The following is a 20,251-nucleotide window of genomic DNA, read 5'->3' as shown; positions in this document are numbered from 1 at the left end:
AGCATGACGACAGGGCCAGTCCGTCGAGACGGCCCGAAGAAAGAATGAAGAAACTACAAGGAGACGATCATCATTACCCTACTCAGCTTCATCCTCTTTACGGCACTGGTGGCCTATGTGTCGTACCTGTTCACCCGGCGCGCCAAGGATGTCGGCGCGCGCGGCTACTTCATGGCCAGCGGCGGACTCAATGGCTGGTTCATCGCCGGCTCCATGATGCTCACCAACCTGTCGGTGGAACAACTGGTGGGCTTGAACGGCGACGCTTACGCCCACAATCTCTCGGCCATGGCCTGGGAGTGCACCGCTGCGGTGGCGACCGTGGCGCTGGCCATGTTCTTCCTGCCGCGCTATCTGCGCGGCGGCTTCTCGACCCTGCCGCAGTTCCTTGAAGAGCGTTTTGACGCCACCACCCGCCGCGTCGTCAGTGCCTTCTTTGTCATCAGCTACATGCTGGTGGTCAATCCCTCAGGCCTGTACCTGGGGGCCATCACCTTCAACCAGGTGTTCGGCGTCCAGCAGGCATTCGGCACCTCCTATCCGGTCACCATTACCGCACTGGTGTGGATCTCCGGTGTCATCGGTGCGCTCTATGCAGTCTTCGGCGGCCTGCGTGCGGTGGCCGTATCCGACACCATCAACGGCGTGGGTCTGCTCATCGCCGGACTGATGGTGCCGGCGCTCGGGCTGCTGGCGCTGGGCCAGGGCGATTTTTTCGCCGGCCTGCACGTGGTCGCCACCGAAGCGCCGGAGAAGTTGTCGGCCATTGGCGGGGCGCATGATTCAGTCCCGTTCGGCACCGTCTTCACCGGCATGATCTTTGCGAACCTGTTCTACTGGTGCACCAACCAGTCCATCATCCAGCGCACCTTCGCGGCCAAGAATCTGGCCGAAGGGCAGAAGGGAGTGCTGCTGTCGGGGCTGCTCAAACTGATGGTGCCCATCATCATGCTGATGCCCGGCGTGATCGCCTATCACCTGTATGCCGGCAACCCCCTGGCGCGTCCCGACCTGGCCTATCCCCAACTGGTGGCCGACCTGCTGCCGTGGTGGGCCAAGGGCTTCTTCGTGGCCGTGCTGTTCGGTACCGTGATGAGCCACTTCAATGCCGTCATCAACAGTACCGCGACCCTGATCGCCTTCGACTTCTATCGCGTCTGGAAACCCGATGCCAGCGACGAGAAGATGATTCGCGTGGGCAAGATGGCCAGCATCGCAGTGGCTGTGATCTCGCTGTTGATCGCCCCGCTGCTGATGTTCGCGCCCGACGGCATCTACACGGTCATGCGCCGCTTCAGCGGCTTCTTCAACATTCCCATCATTGCGGTGGTGCTGATGGGCTTTTTCAATGGCCGCATCGATACACTGCCCGCCAAGATCGTGTTGTTGCTGCATGTGATCGCCTACACCCTGCTGATCTTCGTCTTCAAGGTCGACAGCACTTATGGCATTCATTTCATCCATATCATGGGCATGCTGTTCGTCACCGAAGTGCTGCTCATGCTGGTGCTGGGCCAGTTCTTCCGCCGCGCGCAGCCCTACCAGGCGCATATCCGTCAGCATGGCGATCTCACGCCCTGGCGCTATGCCAGTCGCATGAGCGTGCTGCTGATGGCCCTGCTGGTGAGTGTCTACCTGACCTTCTCGCCGCTGGGCGTGGCGCGCGCCGGCGGCGTGACCCAGCAGTACTACCTGTGGATGGGCCTGACCTGGGCCGTGGCCGTGCTGCTGCTGGTGGTGCTGCGCCGTCGCGTCCATGCCGCCGATGCTGGCCGCGCCCGCGCTGCCGCGGCTATCCGCTGAACCGAACCAAGCAAGGAATGCAATGACACACACAGGAAATACCATGCGCTGGACCCAGCATGAGGATGGCCGGCTCGAACTGGACGTGGCGGGCCGCCTGCTACTTGCCCATTCGCCACAGGCGCCGGCAGTCTTCATTGGCTATGGCCGGGAGAGCGTGGCCATGTATCGCGGCAATTTCGACATCAGCGATTACGTCGAGGAGCGCATTGCCCTGCGCTACGCACAGCACGCGGTGCAGGCCGATGGCAGCGTGCAGGTCAGCTTTGCCCGCGATGCCCACAGCGAGCCCGAGCTGGTACTGATGGCGATCCGTCAGGCCCATGGCGTGCAGTTCAGCCTGTGCGCACGGTCGGGCAGCACCGCTGGCGCCATCGCCAACCGCCTCTGGTGGCGCGTGCCGGCCCAGACCGAGGAACACGTCTGGGGGTGTGGCGAGCAGATGTCCTACTTCGACCTGCGCGGCCGTCATTTTCCGTTGTGGACCTCCGAGCCAGGCGTCGGACGAGACAAGAGTACCTACCTGACCTGGCAGGCCGACGTCACCGCCAAGGCCGGTGGCGACTACTACCACACCAATTATCCGCAACCGAGCTTCGTGTCGTCGCAGCGCTATTGCCTGCACGCCGACACCACCGCCTATGCCGACTTCGATTTTCGCGCCGGGACGTATCACGAGCTGCAATTCTGGGCCATCCCCGAGCGCATCGAATTCCTGCTGGCCGATGATTTCCCGACCCTGGTGGAACGCATCTCGCAGCGCTTCGGCCGCCAGCCGCGCCTGCCGTCGTGGGTACTCGACGGGGCCATTCTCGGCCTGAAGAATGGCCGCGAACATGCCGCCACCATCCTTGAGCAGAGCCGCAGCGCAGGCCTGGCCGTCAGCGGCCTGTGGTGCGAGGACTGGGTCGGTATCCGTCAGACCTCGTTCGGCAAGCGCCTGTTCTGGGACTGGCGCTGGAACGCGCAGCGCTATCCCGGCCACGCCGACTGGCTGGCGCAATTGAAGCAGCAGGGCGTGCGCTTCCTCGGCTACGTCAATCCCTATCTGTGCGTGGATGGCGCGCTTTATGGCGAAGCACACGCCCAAGGATTCCTGGCGACCCACGCCGATGGCAGCGACTATCTGGTCGACTTCGGTGAATTCGATTGCGGCGTGGTCGATTTCACCCAGCCGGAAGCCGCGCGCTGGTTCGAGCAGCGCGTCATCCGCGACGAGATGCTTGACCAGGGCCTGGATGGCTGGATGGCCGACTTCGGCGAATACCTGCCCACCGATGTCACTCTGGCCAATGGCCAGTCAGCCATGCTGATGCACAATGCCTGGCCCACGCTGTGGGCCGAGGTCAACGCCCGCGCCATCGCCGACGCCGGGCGTACCGGCGACGCGGTGTTCTTCATGCGCGCCGGCTATACCGGTGTACAGGCGCACTGCCCGCTGCTGTGGGCGGGCGACCAATCGGTCGACTTCAGCCGTCATGACGGTTTACAGACCGTGATCTGCGGCGCGCTCTCATCGGGGCTGCTGGGCAATGCCTACCACCACAGCGATATCGGCGGCTACACCAGCCTGTTCGGCAACCGCCGCACGCCGGAACTGTTCCAGCGCTGGGCCGAGATGGCGGCCTTCACCCCCATGATGCGCACCCACGAAGGCAACCGTCCCGACGAGAACTTCCAGTTCTGGCAGGACCCGGCTGTGCTGGCGCATTTTGCCCGGATGACGCGTCTGTTCGTCGGCCTGAAGCCCTACGTGGAGGAACTGGCCGAACAAGCCGCCACCCGTGGCCTGCCGCTGCAGCGTCCGCTGTTCCTGCATTACGAACAGGACCGCGCCACCTACGCCATACAGGACCAGTATCTCTATGGTCCCGACTTGCTGGTCGCGCCCGTGCATGCGGCGGAGGCCAACTGCTGGAGTGCCTACCTGCCCCTGGGCGATGACTGGCTGCATCTGTGGAGCGCTCAGCGCCACGCTGGCGGCCAGCGTGTGCAAGTGGCTGCACCGCTGGGCCAGCCGCCGGTCTTCGTACGGGCAGGCGCAGCACGCGCCGAGCAATTCCTGGCGCTGGCGCGGAGTCTCTGATGCTGCTCAACGGCATCGGCAGCCATCTGCTCTTCGTCGCTTGCGTGGCGCTGGCGACCTTCGTGCAGAGCCTCACCGGGTTTGCCTTCGGGCTGGTGCTGCTGGGACTGGTGGCGATGCTGCACCTGGCCCCGCTGGCGGTGGCGGCCAATGTCGTGACCGTCATGGTGCTGGCCAATGCGGCGGTGATCGTGCGCACCGCACCGGGCCTGCCGCGTGCGCTGATCGTGCCGGCCTTCGGCAGCAGCCTGATCGGCGTGGGGCTGGGCGCCTGCCTGCTGGCCTGGATGTCGGATCATGCCATCGGCGTGCTGCGGCTGGCGCTGGGCTTGGCCATTCTGGCGTGCAGCTTGTTGCTGGTGTTGCGGACGCAGGTGCGCGAGCAGCTCTCGTCTGCGCCTTCCTTCGCCTTTTTCGGCGTGCTCTCCGGGATCATGGGCGGCGTCTTCGCCAGTGCCGGTCCGCCGATGGTGTTCCACCTGTACCGGCAACCGCTGGACCGCGTCGTCGTGCGCGACACGCTGGTGCTGCTCTTTGCCGTCAACGCCGTACTGCGGCTGGTGATCGTGCTGGCTCAGGGCCGCTTCGACCATGCATCGCTGGCGCTGAGCCTGGAAGCGCTGCCGGTGGTGCTGGGCGTGACCTGGCTGGCACGCCGCCATCCCCCGCAGTGGTCACCGCTGACGGTCCGACGCATCGTGTTCCTGTTATTGCTGGTGGCCGGCGGCAGCCTGGTGGCCCCGGCGCTTTCCCCAACCTGATTTCAACGCTTCTACATCATGCAAGAAAAACGCAAACAACTGGCTGACCTGCGCAGTCAACGCTGGCTCGCTCCGGACGACATGCGCTCCTTCGCCCACCGCCAGCGCCTGCAGCAGATGGGATTGCGCCGGGAAGATTTCATGACCCGGCCGGTCATCGCGGTCATCAACACCTGGAGCGATCTCTCGCCCTGCCACGCCCACCTGCGCGAACGCGCCGAGGTGGTCAAACGCGGCATCCTGATGGCCGGCGGCCTGCCGGTGGAGTTGCCCGCCATGTCGTTGGGCGAAGTGATGGTCAAGCCCACCACCATGATCTACCGCAACATGCTGGCCATGGAAACCGAGGAACTGCTGCGTTCGCTGCCGATCGACGGTGCCATCCTCATGGGCGGTTGCGACAAGACCACGCCCGGCCTCATGATGGGAGCGCTCTCTGCTGATCTGCCTTGCCTCTACGTACCCGCCGGCCCGATGCTCAGCGACCGCTACAACGGACAGGTGGTCGGTGCCGGCACCCACACCCGCAAATTCTGGGATGAGTACGTGGCCGGCAACATCGACAAGGAAGAGTGGATCGCTCTGGAATCGCGCATGACCCGCGCGCCCGGTACCTGCAACACCATGGGCACGGCCAGCACCATGACCTCCATCGTCGAGGCCATGGGTTTCACGCTGCCTGGTGCCACCAGCATCCCGGCCATGGATGCGGCGCATCCGCGCATGTGCGCTGCCAGTGGCGAGCGGATCGTTGCCATGGTGTGGGAGGATCTGAAGCCCAGCTGCATCTTCAGCCGCTCTGCGGTAGACAACGGCATCATCGCCTACATGGCCCTGGGGGGCTCCACCAACGCCGCCATCCACACCATCGCCATTGCCGGACGCGGCGGCGTGGAGCTGACCCTGGACGATTTCGTGAAGGTCGGGGCCGGCATCCCGGTGCTGGCCGACATCTTCCCCTCCGGCACACGCCTGATGGAAGACTTCTACTATGCCGGCGGCCTGCCCGCACTGCTGGACCAGTTGAAGCCGCATCTGGCGCTCGACTGTCTCACCGTCACCGGTCTGAGCCTGGGCGAGAATCTGGCGCGTTGTGCGGCCAGCGCCCGCACTGCCAACGAAACCGCCATCCGTCCGCTGGACCAGCCGGTGACCGAGGGCGCTGCGCTGGCCGTGCTGCGCGGCAACCTGGCCCCCAACGGCGCGGTCATCAAGCCCAGCGCCGCCAGCCCGCACCTGCTCAAGCATCGCGGGCGGGCGCTGGTGTTCGATTCGATTGCCGAGATGAACGCCAGCATCCACGATCCTGACCTCGATGTCGATGCCGATACCGTGCTGGTCTTGCGTGGCGGTGGTCCCATCGGTGCACCAGGCATGCCGGAGTGGGGCAACCTTCCCATTCCCAAGAAGTTGCTGGCCGCCGGTGTGCGCGACATGCTGCGCATCTCCGACGCCCGCATGAGCGGCACCCACTACGGTACCTGTGTCTTGCATGTCTCGCCGGAATCTGCCGTGGGTGGCCCGCTGGCCCTGATCCGCACGGGCGACATCATTGAGCTCGACGTTGCCGCCGGCAGCATCAACGTGTTGCTCTCGGAGCAGGAGCTGGCTCAGCGCCGCGGCCAGTGGCAGGCTCCGCCGCTGCCGCGCCAGCGCGGCTATATCCGCCTCTACGTGGAGCACGTCTCGCAGGCCGACAAGGGCTGCGACTTCGATTTTCTGACCGGTTTCGAAACACCGGTCGAACCTTCCATCTTCTGATCGGACCCGTATGACTACATCCACCGCCTTCACCTCGCAGCGCTGCGATCCGGCTGCCAATCGTTTCGCCGGCATGCTGGCCCGCGCGCGGCAGAGCACCGCGCGCAGCACGCCATTGGGAACCTGGCTGATGTCGGGCGGCAGCGCCAGCGCCGAAGGGCTGTCGCACGCCGGCTTTGACTGGCTGCTCATCGACATGGAACATGTCCCGCTGGAATTCACCGACGTGCAGAATCTGCTGCGCGCGGTGGATTGCGGCAGCGCCATGCCCATCGTGCGCCTGGCCAGCAATGATCACACGCTGGCCAAGCGCGCGCTCGATATGGGGGCCACCACGCTGATGTTTCCCTTCGTGCAGACCGTCGAGCAGGCCCGTGCCGCTGCAGCGGCCATGCGGTTTCCACCGCAAGGAACGCGTGGCTTTGCCGCCATGCACCGCGCCAGCCGCTACGGCACATGGAGCGAATTCGGTCGCCGTGCCGATGAAGCGGTGAGCTGCATCGTGCAGCTGGAAACGCCCGAAGCCATTGCGCGCCTTGAAGAGATCGCCGCCGTCCCGGGCGTGGATGCGCTCTTCCTCGGCCCCGGCGATCTGTCGGCCGCCATGGGCAAGATCGGCAATCTGGCCGATGCCGAGGTGCGCGCGGCCATTGCCGATGTAGCCCGCCGTGCGCACGCAGTGGGCAAGCCGGTCGGCATCGTCGGTCCGACGCCGCTGATGGTGCGCGAGTTCGTGGCGATGGGGTATGACTACGTCGCCATCGCTTCCGACATGGGCATGATGATGCGCCAGGCCAATGCCTTCATCGCCGAGTTCGACCAGACCGCACCCCAGGCAAATGCCGGAGGACCTTACTGATGCCGGCCCCGTTGCTCGCGGTCGATTTGGTCCGGGGCGACTGGCAGGTGCGCGTGCTGCCTGCATTGGGCGGGGCGCTTGCTTCCGCCAACTGGCGCGGCCAGCCGGTGCTGCGGCCCAGTGCCGAAGAAGCGTTGCAGCAAGGACTGGTGCGGCGCAGCGCCTGCTATCCCTTGCTGCCGTTTTCGAATCGTATTGCCGACGCGGCGTTCAGCTTCGAGGGCCGGGCGTATGTGCTCACCGCCAACTTCGACAACGAACCGCACGCCATCCATGGCCTGGGCTTCCAACGACCATGGCAGGTGCGGAGCAGCAGTGCGGAATCGGTCACGATGCAGCTGGAACATGCCTCACCCGCAGCAGGCGAGTGGCCCTTCGCCTTGCGCGCCACGCAGGTCGTCACGCTGGAGGGCGATGATCTGGTGCTGCAACTGGAGGTGAAGAACCTCGACCAGCGCCGGGCTCCCTGCGGCTTGGGCTGGCATCCTTTCTTCCCGCTGATCTCGGCGGCGCAACCCACGCAGTTGCAGACGCACTGGCAGGCCATGCTGCTCAATGGTCCCGACAAGCTGCCCTGCGGCAGCGTCCCACCCCCGGACACCAGACATCTCGACACGCTGACGATCGACAACTGCTTTACCGACTGGAGCGGCCAGGCCATCATGACCGGCCCGCATCACCGCATCACGCTGACCGCCAGTACGGCGTTGCGCTGCGCCGTGTTGTTCCGTCCGTCCGGACAGCCGTTCTATGCCTTCGAGCCGGTCAGCCATCCCAACAATGCACTGCATGGCATCGCCCCCGCCATGCACATCCTAGAACCCGGTCAACGCCTGGCAGGCGAGATGCGCCTGTCACTGAGCGCGGTGCCATCTTCTGATCCCAGGAGCGCAGCATGAACACCTCTCCATCCACCCCCCTTCCTCGCGCCAGCTATCCCTGGCTGGCCGGGCAGGTAGTCTTCATTTCCGGCGGCGCGTCCGGCATTGGCGAAGCACTGGTCAAGGCCTTCTGGGAGCAGGGCGCGCGAGTCGCTTTCTGCGACATCGACCCGGCCGCCGGCCAGGCCTTGTGCCAACGCCTGGCCGCTCAGCCTGGCAGCGCTCCCGCGCGCCACACGCCCTGGTTTGCCGTCTGCGACGTACGCGACATTCCGGCCTATCAGGTCGTGCTGGACCACGCCGCTGCAGCACTGGGGGCGATCCGGGTGCTGGTCAACAATGCCGGTCGCGACACCCGCCATGGTCTCGATGAGCTGTCGGTAGAGATGTGGAACGACATGCTCTCGGTCAATCTCAGCCATCACGTCTTCGCGACCCAGCGCGTCGCACCCGGCATGCGCGAGGCGGGCGGTGGCGCGATCATCAATCTCGGTTCGATCTCCTGGCTGCGCGGCCGTCCCAACCTGATCGGCTACACCGCGTCCAAGGCCGCCATCTCGGGCATCACCCGTACCCTAGCGCGTGAGCTGGGCGAGGCCGGCATCCGCGTCAACGCGGTGCTGCCAGGCGCCGTGGTGACCGAACGCCAGACCGCGCTGTGGCGCGACGCCAGCTCGGACCGCCAGTTCCTCGACCTGCAGTGCCTCAAGTTCCGCGTCGAGCCTACGCACATCGCAGACAGCGTGCTGTTCCTGGCCAGCCCCCAGGCCGCCGCCGTTACCGGCCAGAACCTCATCGTCGATGCCGGCCTGGCCCAGGTCTCGGTAGTCGGATGAGGTAGTGCGGATCACGCAAGCATTCATCTTTTCGCAGCGCTGCACAGACCTCCAAGCATTCATCCACGCATAACAACACCAGGAGACTTCATGCAATACAAAAAAATACCTCTCGCCCAGACCGCATGTTCCAGCCTGCGTCATCGTGCCCGCCTGCTGGCCATGATGGCCGGTGCCGGTCTGCTGGCCAGCGGCGTATCGACGGCACATGCCCAATCCTCCGTGACCTTTTACGGCATCGTAGATGCCGCCTTGCAGGTGGGCAAGTTTGATCGCAACGTTGCGACCACGCCGACGATGGCCAGCGGCAATCTGCAAGCATCGCGCTTCGGATTTCGTGGAGCCGAAGACCTGGGCGGCGGTAACAGTGCCAACTTCCAGCTTGAAACCGGCTTCTCCACCGATACCGGCGCTGGCGGAGGCACGACCCTGTTCAATCGCGGCGCGTCGGTGGGCTTGTCCAGCCGGTCCTATGGCAGCATCGATGCCGGCCTCCTGTACCTGCCGATTTACTGGGTCTTCCTGAGTTCGGATGTCTCGACCTACGGACTGGCCAACCCGGCGGCCATCATGTCGCTGGAACATTCTTCCACGCTGGGCACGTCCGGGACTGGCGGCTTCTATCCCAATGCGTTGCGCTACCGTACCCCGGTGCTCTTCGGCGGACTGACCAGCGAGATCGGCTATTCCTTCGGTGCAGAAAATGTCGGCGTACAAAGTGAAGCAGGCCGCAACATCGGTGCCAATGTGCAATATGCGCGCGACCGCTACACGCTGGGCTATGGCTACAACCGCTATCGCTACTATGCCGCCGCCTCCCCTGCAGTCGCATCCTCGCAGATCACCCAGGTGGTGGCCGCTACCTACAAGATCGGCAGCAACGTCGTGGGGGCCAACTACCTGCACTCGACCCGCTCCGATGCCACCGGCTGGTTCTCCTCGGCTGTCATGCTCAATGCCAGGATTGCGGTTGGGCAAGGCGATGTCGAACTGGGGGCCGCACGCCGTCTGCAGAACGGCGATGCCCATGCCATGGCCTATGACGTGGGTTACGTGTACTTCCTCTCCAAGCGCACCCAGCTCTATACCTACGCCACGACCATCCGCAACAACAGCCGCTCCACGCAAGGGTTTGCGCTGCTGAATTCGGCCTCCGCGACGGTCTCGCCCGGCTTCAGCCCTTGGGCGATCACGGCCGGCCTGCGCACCTCGTTCTGACCGCGCTGCTGTCGACGATCTACTCATGGCCCGGGCGCACACGCCAGGCCCCGGGCGTCGTTTTTGTACACAAGGAGCAATAAAACGGGGCAATCGTCGCGATCGGGAGTAGCATGACCGCCTATTGAAGGTTTCACGCACATAAAGGTCAGCGAAGTGGACGAACAACAGTCGGAATTCAGCTGGCTCTCCGGTGGTGGCGAGATGGGGAAACTGATCCGCGCGATGGACTGGTCGTCCACCCCGCTGGGTCCCCTCGACAGCTGGCCACAAAGCCTGCGCACGGCGGTCAGCCTGTGCCTGTCTTCCACCTTCCCCATCCTGATCGCCTGGGGGCCGCACGACATCCAGATCTACAACGATGCCTACCGCCCCATCTGCGGGGCCAAGCATCCCGAGTCGATGGGCCAGGATTTCCGCATCTGCTGGGCCACCGCCTTGCCGGTGGTGGGTGATGCCTTCGACCGCGCGCATCAGGGCGAGGGTACCTACATCCGCGACCAGCGCATGTTCCTGGATCGTTACGGCTATCTGGAAGAAGCCTTCATGACCTTCTCCTTCTCGCCGATCCGGGTCGAGTCGGGCGAGGTGGGGGGCGTGTTCCACCCGATCTCGGAATCCACCGACAAGGTGCTGGGCGCGCGCCGCACCGCCGCCTTGCGCGAACTGGCGACCGCACTCGGCAAATGCCTCTCCATCGATGACCTGTGCCTGGGATTGGAACAGCGCCACGCCGCCATGGAACTGGACCTGCCTTTCACGCTCTTCTACCAGCTCGAAGGCGATGTCCTGCAGCGCCGCGGCTTGGCCGGCATCGCGGCCGACAGTGCGCTGGCCCCGGCCAGCGTACGTCTGGACGATGCGCAAGCCTGGCCTTTCGCTCAGGCTCTGGCCGAACAGCGCATGGTGCAGGTCGACGATCTGGCCGCGCGCTTCGGCCCCTTTGTGGCCGGCCCGTATGAAGAAGCCCCGGTGCAGGCCGTGATCCTGCCGGTCACCGTGGCCGGGATGGAGCAGCCCTTCGGTTTCGTGGTGGCGGGCGTGAGTGCGCGCCGTGCGCTGGACGCGGAGTACCAGGATTTTTATGCACTGCTGGGCGGAGCACTCAGCACGGCTGTCTCCAACGTGCTGGTCTACCTGCATGAACAGCGCAAGGCCGAGGAGCTGGCCCAGATCGACCGCGCCAAGACCGCTTTCTTCTCCAACATCTCGCACGAATTCCGCACCCCGCTCACGCTGATGGTCGGCCCGCTTGATGATGCCCTGGCCGATCAGGCCGAGCCGCTGGGACCGGCGCAGCGCAAGCGGCTGGAGGTCACGCACCGCAATTCGCTGCGCCTGCTCAAGCTGGTCAATGCGCTGCTGGATTTCTCGCGCATCGAGGCCGGACGCGCCAAGGCCAGCTTCGTCGCCACCGATCTTGCCAGCCTCACGGAAGATCTGGCCAGCGTATTCCGCTCGACCCTGGAAAAGGCCGGACTGCACTACGAGGTCAAGACCACGCCGCTGCCCGAGCCGGTCTTCGTTGATCGCGACATGTGGGAAAAGATCGTCTTCAACCTGCTCTCCAATGCCTTCAAATTTACCTTCGAGGGCAGCATCACGGTGCTGCTGGAGCCGCTGGCGCACAGCGTACGCCTGTCGGTTACCGACACCGGCTCCGGCATTGCGCTGGACCAGCAGGCGCGCGTCTTCGAGCGTTTCCATCGCATCGACAACGCGCACGGCCGCACCTATGAAGGCACCGGCATCGGCCTGGCCCTGATCCAGGAACTGGTCAAGCTGCATCACGGCCAGATCGGGGTGAACAGCGTGCCGGGCGCGGGCTCGACCTTCTTCGTCGAGATCCCGTTCGGCACCGCACACTTGCAGGCCGATGACGTGATCCGGGCCGACGCCGTGGCGATCAGCCAGGACCGCCAGCCCGGCCAGGCCTTCGTCGAAGAGGCGCAAGCCTGGCTGCCTGCAGCCACCTCAGCGCTGCTCTCCACGACGGCCGCCGAACCGGTCACCGCGGCGGCCCCGGCCTTGCCTCCGGCAGGCGACGCGGCGCATCCGGTACGCATCGTCATTGCCGACGACAACCGCGACATGCGCGACTACCTGCAGCGCCTGCTCGGTGACTACGCCGACGTGCAAACCTGTTCCGACGGCGAGGCCGCCTGGGAAGCCGTATGCGCCGCGCCACCGGACCTGGTCCTGAGCGACGTGATGATGCCGGTGCTGGATGGCTTCGGCCTGCTGGCCCGCATCAAGCGGGATGCGCGTACGCGCGAGGTGCCGGTGATTTTGCTCTCGGCACGTGCCGGTGAAGAAGCGCGCATCGAGGGCATCGCCGCCGGTGCCGATGATTACCTGGTCAAGCCCTTCGCGGCCACCGAGCTGTTGATACGCGTCAAGAGCCAGGTGGATGCGGCACGCCGCCGGCAAGCTGCGCGCGAGGCGCTGCAGGCCAGCGAGCGCTATTTCCGTTCGCTGGTCGATGCCTCCACGGCCATCATCTGGACCACCAGCCCGGAGGGCCGCACCAACTATTTCAGCCGTCGCTGGCACGCCTTCACCGGCCTGCCGGCCAGCGCCATCGCCGATGGCGGCCATATCGCCTGCATCCATCCGGAGGACCGCGAGGCCGCCCTCGCCGAGTTCGTCCGCTGCCAGCAGACACGCAGCGCCTTCCACGCCGTCTATCGCTTGCGCCATGCCGATGGCGGCTATCGCTGGGTGATCGATTCAGGTACGCCCTTGCAGACAGAGGACGACCAGCCCGGTGGTTTCGTCGGTGCCATCGTGGACGTGCATGAGGAACGCCAAGCCAAGCGCAACCTGGAGTTGCTGGCGCAGGACCTGACCACCATCAACCGCCGCCAGCGCGAATTCCTGGTGACGCTGGCGCACGAGTTGCGCAATCCGCTGGCCCCGATCCGCAACGGGCTGGAAGTGATGAAGCTGATGGGGGCCGGCAACGAGCGCCAGCACAACATCCACCAGATGATGGATCGCCAGATCCGCCATCTGGCGCACCTGATCGAAGACCTGCTCGACATCTCCCGCATCACCGAGGGCAAGATCAAGTTGAGGAAGCAGCACATGTCGGTCAAGTCGGCGCTGGCCAGCGCGGTCGAGATCAGCATGCCGCTGATCGAGAAGAATCGCCACAAGCTGGAACTGGAAGCCCCGGAAAGCGACCTCTTCCTGCAAGCCGATACTCATCGCGTGGTGCAGGTGGTCAGCAACATCCTCAACAATGCGGCGAAATACACGCCCCCGGGCGGTCTCATCCGCGTGATGGCGCGCATGGATGGCGACGATGTCCTCATCAGCATCAGTGACAATGGCGTGGGCCTCGCCGCCGAGGATATCGGCACGGTATTCGACATGTTCACCCAGATCCAGTCCGAGGTGGATCGTGCCCAGGGCGGCCTGGGCATTGGCCTGCACCTGGTCAAGCGGCTGGTGGATCTGCATGAGGGCAGCGTCTCGGTCACCAGCCCCGGCCCCGGTCTGGGAGCCACCTTCGCGGTGCGCCTGCCGCAGACCACGGCGCAGGACCGCAGCGAGGCGACCGGCGAGCTGCCCCAGGCGGAGAGCGGCAAGGGCCTGGACATCCTGATCGTGGACGACAACTTCGACAATGCCGACATGCTGGCCATGCTGCTCAATTATCGCGGCCATGCCACCCATGTGGCCGGCAACGGGGCCGAGGCCTTGCGGCTGGCGCAGGAGGTCAGCCCTGATGTCGGTTTCATCGACATCGGACTGCCCGACATGTCGGGCTATGCACTGGCCACGCAGTTGCGCGCGACCGAGGCGGGCGCGCGCATGCAGCTCATCGCGCTCACCGGCCGCGGTGCCGAGTCGGATCGCCAGGAAGCGGCCGCCGCCGGCTTCGATCACCACCTGACCAAACCGGCACCGCTGGAGCGGCTGGTGGCGCTGCTGGCGGAGGCGGGGCAGGGCAGCTGACCCAGGTCCGGAACGCGCTTCATCGAACCGAGCCAGGCAAAAAAATGCTCCTCATCGAGGAGCATTTTTTCTTGCACGGGCGCTGCAACTTTCAGGTTAACGCCGGCGCAGCGCGGTGACGAACTGATGCGCGGATGCATCGCCTGATCAAACGCCGATGCATCCTTGCATCATCACATCAACGCTTCAATGCAGGCTGCGAGCCCTTGCCCAGGATCAGGTTGGCGATGACGGCCACCACCACGTTCAGGGCCAGCGCAATGAGGCCGGTATAGAGCGTGTAGGTCTCGCTGCCGATCAGGAAGCTGTGGACCGGCTTGATGCCGTCACTGAAGGCCAGCCAGCTGCCGCCGACGATGCCCACGGCCCAGCCGCACAGCAGCGCGCGGGCACCGAACCAGCCGACAAACAGACCGAACACCAGCGCCGGGAAGGTCTGCAGGATCCACACGCCGCCCAGCAATTGCAGGTCCAGCGCGAACTTGGTCGGCAGGAACAGGATGAACACCAGCGCACCGAACTTGACCACCAGCGACACCACCTTGGCCACCTTGGCTTCGCCTTCATGGCTGATGCCAGGATTGACGTAAGGCTTCCAGAAGTTGCGGGTGAACAGGTTGGAGGCCCCGATGGACATCACCGCCGCCGGCACCAGCGCACCGATGGCAATGGCGGCAAACGCGAAGCCCGCGAACCAGCCAGGGAACAATCCGTTGAACAGCGCCGGCACCACGTCGTTGTTGGCCTGCACCTTGATGCCCGCCGCATACGCCATGTAGCCCAGCAGCGCAATCAGACCCAGCAGCACCGTATAGGCCGGCAGGAACACGGCGTTCTTGCGGATGGTATTGGCATCCTTGGCCGCGAAGATGCCGGTCAGCGTGTGCGGATACATGAAGGCCGCCAGTGCCGAACCCAGTGCCAGTGAAGCGAAGGGCAGGAACTGCGTGGGTTTCAGGGTCAGGCCGGTAGCGCCGCCCTTGATTGCGAACGCCTCGCGCGCCGAGTTGAACACGGCACCATAGCCGCCCAGCTTGGCCGGCACCACCACCACCGCCACCAGCACCACGATGTAGATCATGATGTCCTTGACGAAGGCGATCAGCGCCGGTGCCCGCAGGCCGGCCGAGTAGGTGTACAGGGCCAGGATCACGAAGGCTGCCAGCAGCGGCAGTTCACCGGTCAGGCCCAGGGCCTTGATGACCACTTCCATGCCGATCAGCTGCAGGGCGATGTAGGGCATGGTGGCGACCACGCCGGTCAGCGCAATGGCGAACTCCAGCGGACGCGACTGATAGCGTCCCCACACTACATCGGCGGCGGTCACGTGGCCGGCCTTGTGCGCCGCATGCCACAACTTTGGCATGATCACGAACACGATCGGGTAGACCAGGATGGTATAGGGCAGGGCGAAGAAGCCGTAGGCCCCGACCGCATACACCAGCGCCGGTACCGCGATGACGGTATAGGCGGTATAGAAATCGCCACCGACCAGGAACCAGGTGATCCAGGTGCCGAAGTTGCGGCCACCCAGGCCCCACTCATCGAGGTGGGCGCCCTTGTTGCTGGGGCCGGCCATCCATTTGGAGGCCAGGAAGCCCATCACGGTGACCAGCACGAAGAAGAACAGGAAGACCCAGAGCGCGGTCCAGTGGATGTTGGAGGTCTCCATCATTCGACTCCCTTCTTCAGGCCATCACGATAGACCAGCCAGATGATGAGCGAGGTCAGCGGTACCCAGGCGAACTGGTACCAGTAGAAGAAGGGGAAGCCGAACAGGCTCGGCAATTCGGCGTTGTAGAAGGGGACCCAGAGCAGGCCGATGAAAGGCAGCAGAAGTAATAGCCGCATGATTGATGCTCCTCGAACTTTTGGCGGAAGAATTTTTATGTCGGCGCTGGCCCGGCCTTGCGGGCCGGGTGCGCCTTGAAAGTTGCACGCGAATTATAGGGAGAATCGGCAAATCGCGTCCGTCGCCGCCCGGCAGGAGCGGTCGTCGCGGCTGCAGGCTTGGCCGAATTCGCGTAGTCTGCCGTGTGTGTTCCTCCCGCGAATCCTTGCCATGAGCCCGAGTCTGTCCGTTCCGCGTGATACCGCTTCCCCTGGTGCAACTGACGTGAGCAGCAATGCCGATACCGACCTGCTGCCCGCATTGGCGCAGCTGTTGCAGCGTCATCGTCAGGTGCTGGTCCTGACCGGGGCCGGCATCAGTACCGCTTCCGGCATTCCCGATTACCGCGACGACAGCGGCGTGCGGCGTGGCCGCCTGCCCATCCAGGGCACCGAGTTCCGCCAGTCGGAAGCGGCTCGCAAACGCTACTGGGCGCGCAGCATGCTGGGCTGGCCACGGCTGTCGCAAGCCGTTCCCAATGCGGCGCACCGCGCGCTGGCGCAATTGCAGCAGGCCGGCCATCTCGGCGGCATCCTGACCCAGAACGTCGATGGCCTGCACCAGCAGGCGGGCAGCCGCGACGTGATCGAACTGCATGGCAGCATCCATGCGGTGCGCTGCCTGGCTTGCGACACCGTCTATCCACGTGCCGAGATCCAGCAGGAGCTGGCTCGCTGCAATCCCTCCTTCGTCAACCTGCAGGCCGAGGCCTTGCCCGATGGCGATGCCCGCCTGGAACCGGAGGCCGATGCCGCCTTCCATGTGCCGGCCTGCGTGGCCTGTGGCGGCATGCTGCAACCGGACGTGGTGTTCTTCGGCGATGGCGTGCCGCCCGCGCGCACGGCACAGGCCGAAGCGGCGGCCCAGGCCTGTGATGCCATGCTGGTGATCGGCTCTTCGCTGATGGTGTTGTCGGGCTTCCGCTTCCCGCGCACGGTGGCCGCGGCCGGCAAGCCGGTGGTGGCGATCAACCGCGGCGTGACCCGTGCCGATGACTTGCTGGCCTTCAAGCTGCGCGAGGATGCCGAGTCGGTGCTGCCGCGCCTGGCCACCCTGCTGGGTGCGGACGGGTCCTGAGCTACTCCTGCGCTTGCCTCGGCGAGCAACGATCAACTATCGACATGCGGATTGCTTCGTTCAGTTCCGCGCCGCGCATCCCTACACTGGCGGGCGACCCTTCTTCTCCCGGAAAGCGAACCTGCCATGTTGAAGTCCCTGCAGCCGCAGCTGCAGCAGAAGGGCTACAAGATCCGCTACTACGAATTCTCCACCGGACTGGAAGCCACCAGCACGCTCAAACTCGGCAAGAACTGACCCCTGCACCTGAGCCGGACCGCGCCGGAATCAGCAGCGCGGTCCGGCTTTTTTGTTTATGTCTTCACATCGCCGGGCTCATGCTCCCCGCCTGCCAGCGCCAGCGGACGCCGCAGTCGCTGCGTTGGCTTGGGCGGCTGTGACATGCGGATTCCTCGGAGAAGACAAAGCGGGTCGTCGATTGTGGAACGCGCCCGCCGTGACGGCCACGAATGATTTTGCATGAACTTGTGCGGACAAGGCCGCTACAATGCGGCTGGACCGAACCGAGACAAGTTGAGGATGTTGCCGATGGCTGTTGTGCATGCTGCGATGATGATGGTGCTGGGCCCGCTGGCAGTGGGCCTGGCCGTGTGGGGCGGGTTTGCGCTGTGGTTCCAGCTGCCGTGCGCCGCCTGGCTGCGGATCGCCGCCATCGTGCTGTGGAGCTTGCCGGCTGCCGCGACGCTGGCGCTGGTGGCCGGAGTGCCGGGCCTGCCCGGCCTGCCGCACTCCTGCCGCTGGGGACCGGTGGCCCTGGTGCTGGCCGGTATCGCCATGGCCGGCTGGTGGAGCAGCATCCGCCCCAGCCACGCGCGCGACTGGGCCGATGATGTGGCGCGCATGCTGGTGTCGCAGGTGCAAGGCGATACCGTCACGCTGGACAACGTGCGCAACTTCGACTGGCGCACCGAGACCGATGTCGACCTCCGTTGGGAATCGCGCCAATATGATCTCGCGCAACTGGTCTCAGCCGACTTGCTGCTGTCCTACTGGATGGGCCCGGCGATTGCGCACACGCTGGTGTCCTTCGGTTTTGCCGATGGACGGCGTCTGGTGTTCTCGCTGGAGATCCGGCGAGAACGCGATGAAGCCTTCTCGGCCCTGGGCGGCTTCTTCCGCAAGTTCGAGACCGTCATCGTTGCCGCCGACGAAGCCGACATCATCCGTACCCGTACCAACGCGCGCGGGGAGGATGTGTATCTGTATCGTCTGCAATTGCGCCCGGATCAATTGCGCCGCGTCTTCCTCGGCTACCTCGAACGCGCGGCGCAATTGCGGGAGAGTCCGCGTTTCTACAACACCCTCACCAGCAACTGCACCACCATCGTCTTCGAACTGGCGCGCCGTCTCTCGCCTTCGCTGCCGCTGGACTATCGCCTGCTGCTCTCCGGCTACTTCGCCGATTACGTGTTTGACCACGGCGTGCTGACACCGGGATATAGCTTCGTGCAATTGCGCGAGGCCGGGCGCATCACCGAACGCGCCCTGCAAAGCGGCCCGGAGCAGGACTACAGCAAGCGCATCCGGCAAGGCGTTCCGGGTGTGTCCATGGGCGAGCTGCGCTGAGGCACTGCTGGCTTGCTCCGACCTGGACGTGCCACCTGTCTTGCCCGAGGCTTCGACCCGTTGGAGGATGCCATCGACTATGGCCGTGAACTGATCCCGCGGACGCGTGAGCTGGTGGCGCAGCGCCTGCAGCAACGGGCAGCGCAAAAGCAGGCCGCCTGATTTATCCACTGCCTGAAACGAAAATGGCTCCGCATGCGGAGCCATTTTTTTTGAGGAAAGATCAGGTCAGGCCGATTGCAAGGCCTGTTCCAGGTCGGCCAGCAGATCGTCGATATGCTCGATGCCGATGGACAGGCGCACGGTATCTTCCGTCACGCCCGCCTTCTCCAGTTCGGCGGGCGACAACTGACGGTGCGTAGTGGAAGCAGGATGCGTGGCCAGTGACTTTGCATCACCGATGTTGACCAGCCGCGTGAACAGTTGCAGTGCATCCTGGAAGCGCGCGCCGCCGTCGCGGCCATTGGCCACGCCGAAGGTCAGTACGCCTGAGGCACGTCCCTTGAAATACTTCTGCGCCAGTGCATGGTCGGGATGATCTTCCAGCCCCGCGTAGTTGACCCAGCGTACCTTCGGGTGGCGCTTGAGGTATTGCGCCACGGCCAGCGCATTGGCGGTGATGCGATCCAGCCGCAGGGACAAGGTTTCGATGCCCTGCAGGATCTGGAAGGCATTGAAGGGCGAGAGCGCGGCGCCGGTATTGCGCAACGGGACCACGCGCGCACGGCCGATATAGGCAGCCTCGCCCAGCGCTTCGGTATACACCACGCCGTGATAGCTGACGTCGGGTTCATTGAGGCGCTTGAAGCGTTCCTTGTGCCTGGCCCAGGGGAACTTGCCCGAGTCCACGATGGCTCCGCCCAGCGTAGTGCCATGGCCGCCGAGATACTTGGTCAATGAATGCACCACGATGTCGGCCCCATGCTCGAAGGGACGCAGCAGATAGGGCGTGGCCACGGTGTTGTCCACGATCAGCGGGACGCCATGGCGATGCGCGATCTCGGCCACGGCGGCGATGTCAGTGACGTTGCCCAGCGGGTTGCCGATGGATTCGATGAAGATGGCCTTGGTGCGCTCATCGATCAGCGGGGCAAAGGACTCCGGCTGGCGCGGATCGGCGAAGCGCGTCTGGATGCCGAACTGCGGCAGCGTGTGGGCAAAGAGGTTGTAGGTACCACCATACAGGGTGGAGGCCGAGACGATGTTGTCGCCCGCTTCGGCAATGGTCTGGATCGCGTAAGTCACGGCGGCCTGCCCGGAGGCCAGGGCCAGGGCGGCGATGCCGCCTTCGAGTGCGGCCAGGCGTTTTTCCAGCACGTCCTGGGTCGGGTTCATGATGCGCGAATAGATGTTGCCCTGGACCTTCAGGTCGAACAGGTCGGCACCGTGCTGGGTATCGTCGAAGGCGAAGGCCACGGTCTGGTAGATCGGCACGGCCACGGCGCGCGTGGTCGGGTCAGGATCGTAGCCGCCGTGGACGGAGATGGTTTCGAATTTCCATTGCGGGTTGTCTGGCATGTTGTCTCTCTTCTTCTCGTGAATGGGATGC

15 protein-coding genes are annotated in these 20,251 nt (G+C 64.8%); 12 read left to right on the top strand and 3 right to left on the bottom strand.

The genetic code is table 11. From position 1 onward, the window contains the following. Positions 1-66 precede the first annotated feature (66 nt). The 9 genes from E2K99_RS18680 to E2K99_RS18640 all read left to right on the top strand — a co-directional run bounded on the left by E2K99_RS18680 (position 67) and on the right by E2K99_RS18640 (position 14,168). A complete protein-coding gene (locus tag E2K99_RS18680) occupies positions 67-1,803 on the top strand; it encodes a solute:sodium symporter family transporter (protein WP_134223171.1) in 1,737 nt (578 codons plus the stop codon). 22 nt (positions 1,804-1,825) lie between these two features. Then, positions 1,826-3,889: an alpha-glucosidase gene (locus tag E2K99_RS18675; protein ID WP_205703700.1), complete on the top strand. Its 2,064-nt coding sequence runs from the start codon at positions 1,826-1,828 to the stop codon at positions 3,887-3,889. Then, a complete protein-coding gene (locus E2K99_RS18670) occupies positions 3,889-4,650 on the top strand; it encodes a sulfite exporter TauE/SafE family protein (RefSeq protein WP_134223169.1) in 762 nt (253 codons plus the stop codon). Before E2K99_RS18675 ends, E2K99_RS18670 begins: the two co-directional genes overlap by 1 nt. Before the next feature lie 18 nt (positions 4,651-4,668). Continuing rightward, the gene (araD, locus tag E2K99_RS18665; protein ID WP_134223168.1) at positions 4,669-6,411 is read left to right on the top strand and encodes an L-arabinonate dehydratase; all 1,743 of its coding nucleotides are present in this window, start codon (positions 4,669-4,671) and stop codon (positions 6,409-6,411) included. A 10-nt stretch (positions 6,412-6,421) separates the two neighbouring features. Further along, positions 6,422-7,270: an HpcH/HpaI aldolase family protein gene (locus E2K99_RS18660; RefSeq protein ID WP_240733755.1), complete on the top strand. Its 849-nt coding sequence runs from the start codon at positions 6,422-6,424 to the stop codon at positions 7,268-7,270. Next, a complete protein-coding gene (locus E2K99_RS18655; protein WP_134223167.1) occupies positions 7,270-8,169 on the top strand; it encodes an aldose 1-epimerase in 900 nt (299 codons plus the stop codon). Before E2K99_RS18660 ends, E2K99_RS18655 begins: the two co-directional genes overlap by 1 nt. Continuing rightward, the gene (locus E2K99_RS18650; RefSeq protein WP_051156241.1) at positions 8,166-8,987 is read left to right on the top strand and encodes an SDR family NAD(P)-dependent oxidoreductase; all 822 of its coding nucleotides are present in this window, start codon (positions 8,166-8,168) and stop codon (positions 8,985-8,987) included. Before E2K99_RS18655 ends, E2K99_RS18650 begins: the two co-directional genes overlap by 4 nt. 90 nt (positions 8,988-9,077) lie before the next feature. Further along, a complete protein-coding gene (locus E2K99_RS18645) occupies positions 9,078-10,205 on the top strand; it encodes a porin (RefSeq protein ID WP_134223166.1) in 1,128 nt (375 codons plus the stop codon). A gap of 156 nt (positions 10,206-10,361) precedes the next feature. After that, positions 10,362-14,168: an ATP-binding protein gene (locus tag E2K99_RS18640; protein ID WP_134223165.1), complete on the top strand. Its 3,807-nt coding sequence runs from the start codon at positions 10,362-10,364 to the stop codon at positions 14,166-14,168. 178 nt (positions 14,169-14,346) lie between these two features. On the opposite strand, the gene mctP is transcribed toward E2K99_RS18640, so the two are convergent. Further along, positions 14,347-15,840 carry a monocarboxylate uptake permease MctP gene (gene mctP, locus E2K99_RS18635; RefSeq protein ID WP_134224163.1) on the bottom strand — a complete coding sequence of 498 codons (1,494 nt, stop codon included), beginning with the start codon at positions 15,838-15,840 and terminating at the stop codon, positions 14,347-14,349. Beyond that, positions 15,840-16,019 (bottom strand): DUF3311 domain-containing protein, encoded by a 180-nt coding sequence (locus E2K99_RS18630; RefSeq protein ID WP_034332747.1) that lies wholly within the window; start codon positions 16,017-16,019, stop codon positions 15,840-15,842. The genes mctP and E2K99_RS18630 overlap by 1 nt, the downstream gene beginning before the upstream one ends. Positions 16,020-16,230: 211 nt before the next feature. Here E2K99_RS18630 and E2K99_RS18625 point away from each other — a divergent pair, with 211 nt between their 5' ends. From E2K99_RS18625 to E2K99_RS18615, 3 genes are all read left to right on the top strand, one after another. After that, positions 16,231-17,136, top strand: a complete 906-nt coding sequence (locus tag E2K99_RS18625) for an NAD-dependent protein deacetylase (RefSeq protein ID WP_134223164.1) — start codon at positions 16,231-16,233, stop codon at positions 17,134-17,136. Positions 17,137-17,664: 528 nt separating this feature from the next. Then, positions 17,665-18,702 carry an Lnb N-terminal periplasmic domain-containing protein gene (locus tag E2K99_RS18620; protein WP_205703699.1) on the top strand — a complete coding sequence of 346 codons (1,038 nt, stop codon included), beginning with the start codon at positions 17,665-17,667 and terminating at the stop codon, positions 18,700-18,702. A 12-nt stretch (positions 18,703-18,714) separates the two neighbouring features. Next, entirely contained in the window at positions 18,715-18,864 is a 150-nt protein-coding gene (locus tag E2K99_RS18615) for a hypothetical protein (protein ID WP_420840840.1), read from the top strand. Between the two features lie 66 nt (positions 18,865-18,930). On the opposite strand, the gene E2K99_RS18610 is transcribed toward E2K99_RS18615, so the two are convergent. Then, a complete protein-coding gene (locus E2K99_RS18610; protein ID WP_134223163.1) occupies positions 18,931-20,220 on the bottom strand; it encodes an O-acetylhomoserine aminocarboxypropyltransferase/cysteine synthase family protein in 1,290 nt (429 codons plus the stop codon). Positions 20,221-20,251: the final 31 nt, after the last annotated feature.

Source organism: Herbaspirillum huttiense (genome assembly GCF_004367745.1).
Lineage (GTDB): Bacteria > Pseudomonadota > Gammaproteobacteria > Burkholderiales > Burkholderiaceae_D > Herbaspirillum > Herbaspirillum huttiense.
Note: the sequence above shows the minus strand (reverse complement) of the source record. Positions and strands in the feature narration are given on the sequence as shown.

Excerpts from the sequence above, each read along its gene's own strand:
- E2K99_RS18675 (WP_205703700.1), top strand. The coding sequence starts at position 1,826 with ATGACACACACAGGAAATACCATGCGCTGGACCCAGCATGAGGATGGC.
- E2K99_RS18670 (WP_134223169.1), top strand. The coding sequence starts at position 3,889 with ATGCTGCTCAACGGCATCGGCAGCCATCTGCTCTTCGTCGCTTGCGTG.
- araD (WP_134223168.1), top strand. The coding sequence starts at position 4,669 with ATGCAAGAAAAACGCAAACAACTGGCTGACCTGCGCAGTCAACGCTGG.
- E2K99_RS18660 (WP_240733755.1), top strand. The coding sequence starts at position 6,422 with ATGACTACATCCACCGCCTTCACCTCGCAGCGCTGCGATCCGGCTGCC.
- E2K99_RS18655 (WP_134223167.1), top strand. The coding sequence starts at position 7,270 with ATGCCGGCCCCGTTGCTCGCGGTCGATTTGGTCCGGGGCGACTGGCAG.
- E2K99_RS18650 (WP_051156241.1), top strand. The coding sequence starts at position 8,166 with ATGAACACCTCTCCATCCACCCCCCTTCCTCGCGCCAGCTATCCCTGG.
- E2K99_RS18645 (WP_134223166.1), top strand. The coding sequence starts at position 9,078 with ATGCAATACAAAAAAATACCTCTCGCCCAGACCGCATGTTCCAGCCTG.
- mctP (WP_134224163.1), bottom strand. The coding sequence starts at position 15,840 with ATGGAGACCTCCAACATCCACTGGACCGCGCTCTGGGTCTTCCTGTTC.
- E2K99_RS18630 (WP_034332747.1), bottom strand. The coding sequence starts at position 16,019 with ATGCGGCTATTACTTCTGCTGCCTTTCATCGGCCTGCTCTGGGTCCCC.
- E2K99_RS18625 (WP_134223164.1), top strand. The coding sequence starts at position 16,231 with ATGAGCCCGAGTCTGTCCGTTCCGCGTGATACCGCTTCCCCTGGTGCA.
- E2K99_RS18620 (WP_205703699.1), top strand. The coding sequence starts at position 17,665 with ATGGCTGTTGTGCATGCTGCGATGATGATGGTGCTGGGCCCGCTGGCA.
- E2K99_RS18610 (WP_134223163.1), bottom strand. The coding sequence starts at position 20,220 with ATGCCAGACAACCCGCAATGGAAATTCGAAACCATCTCCGTCCACGGC.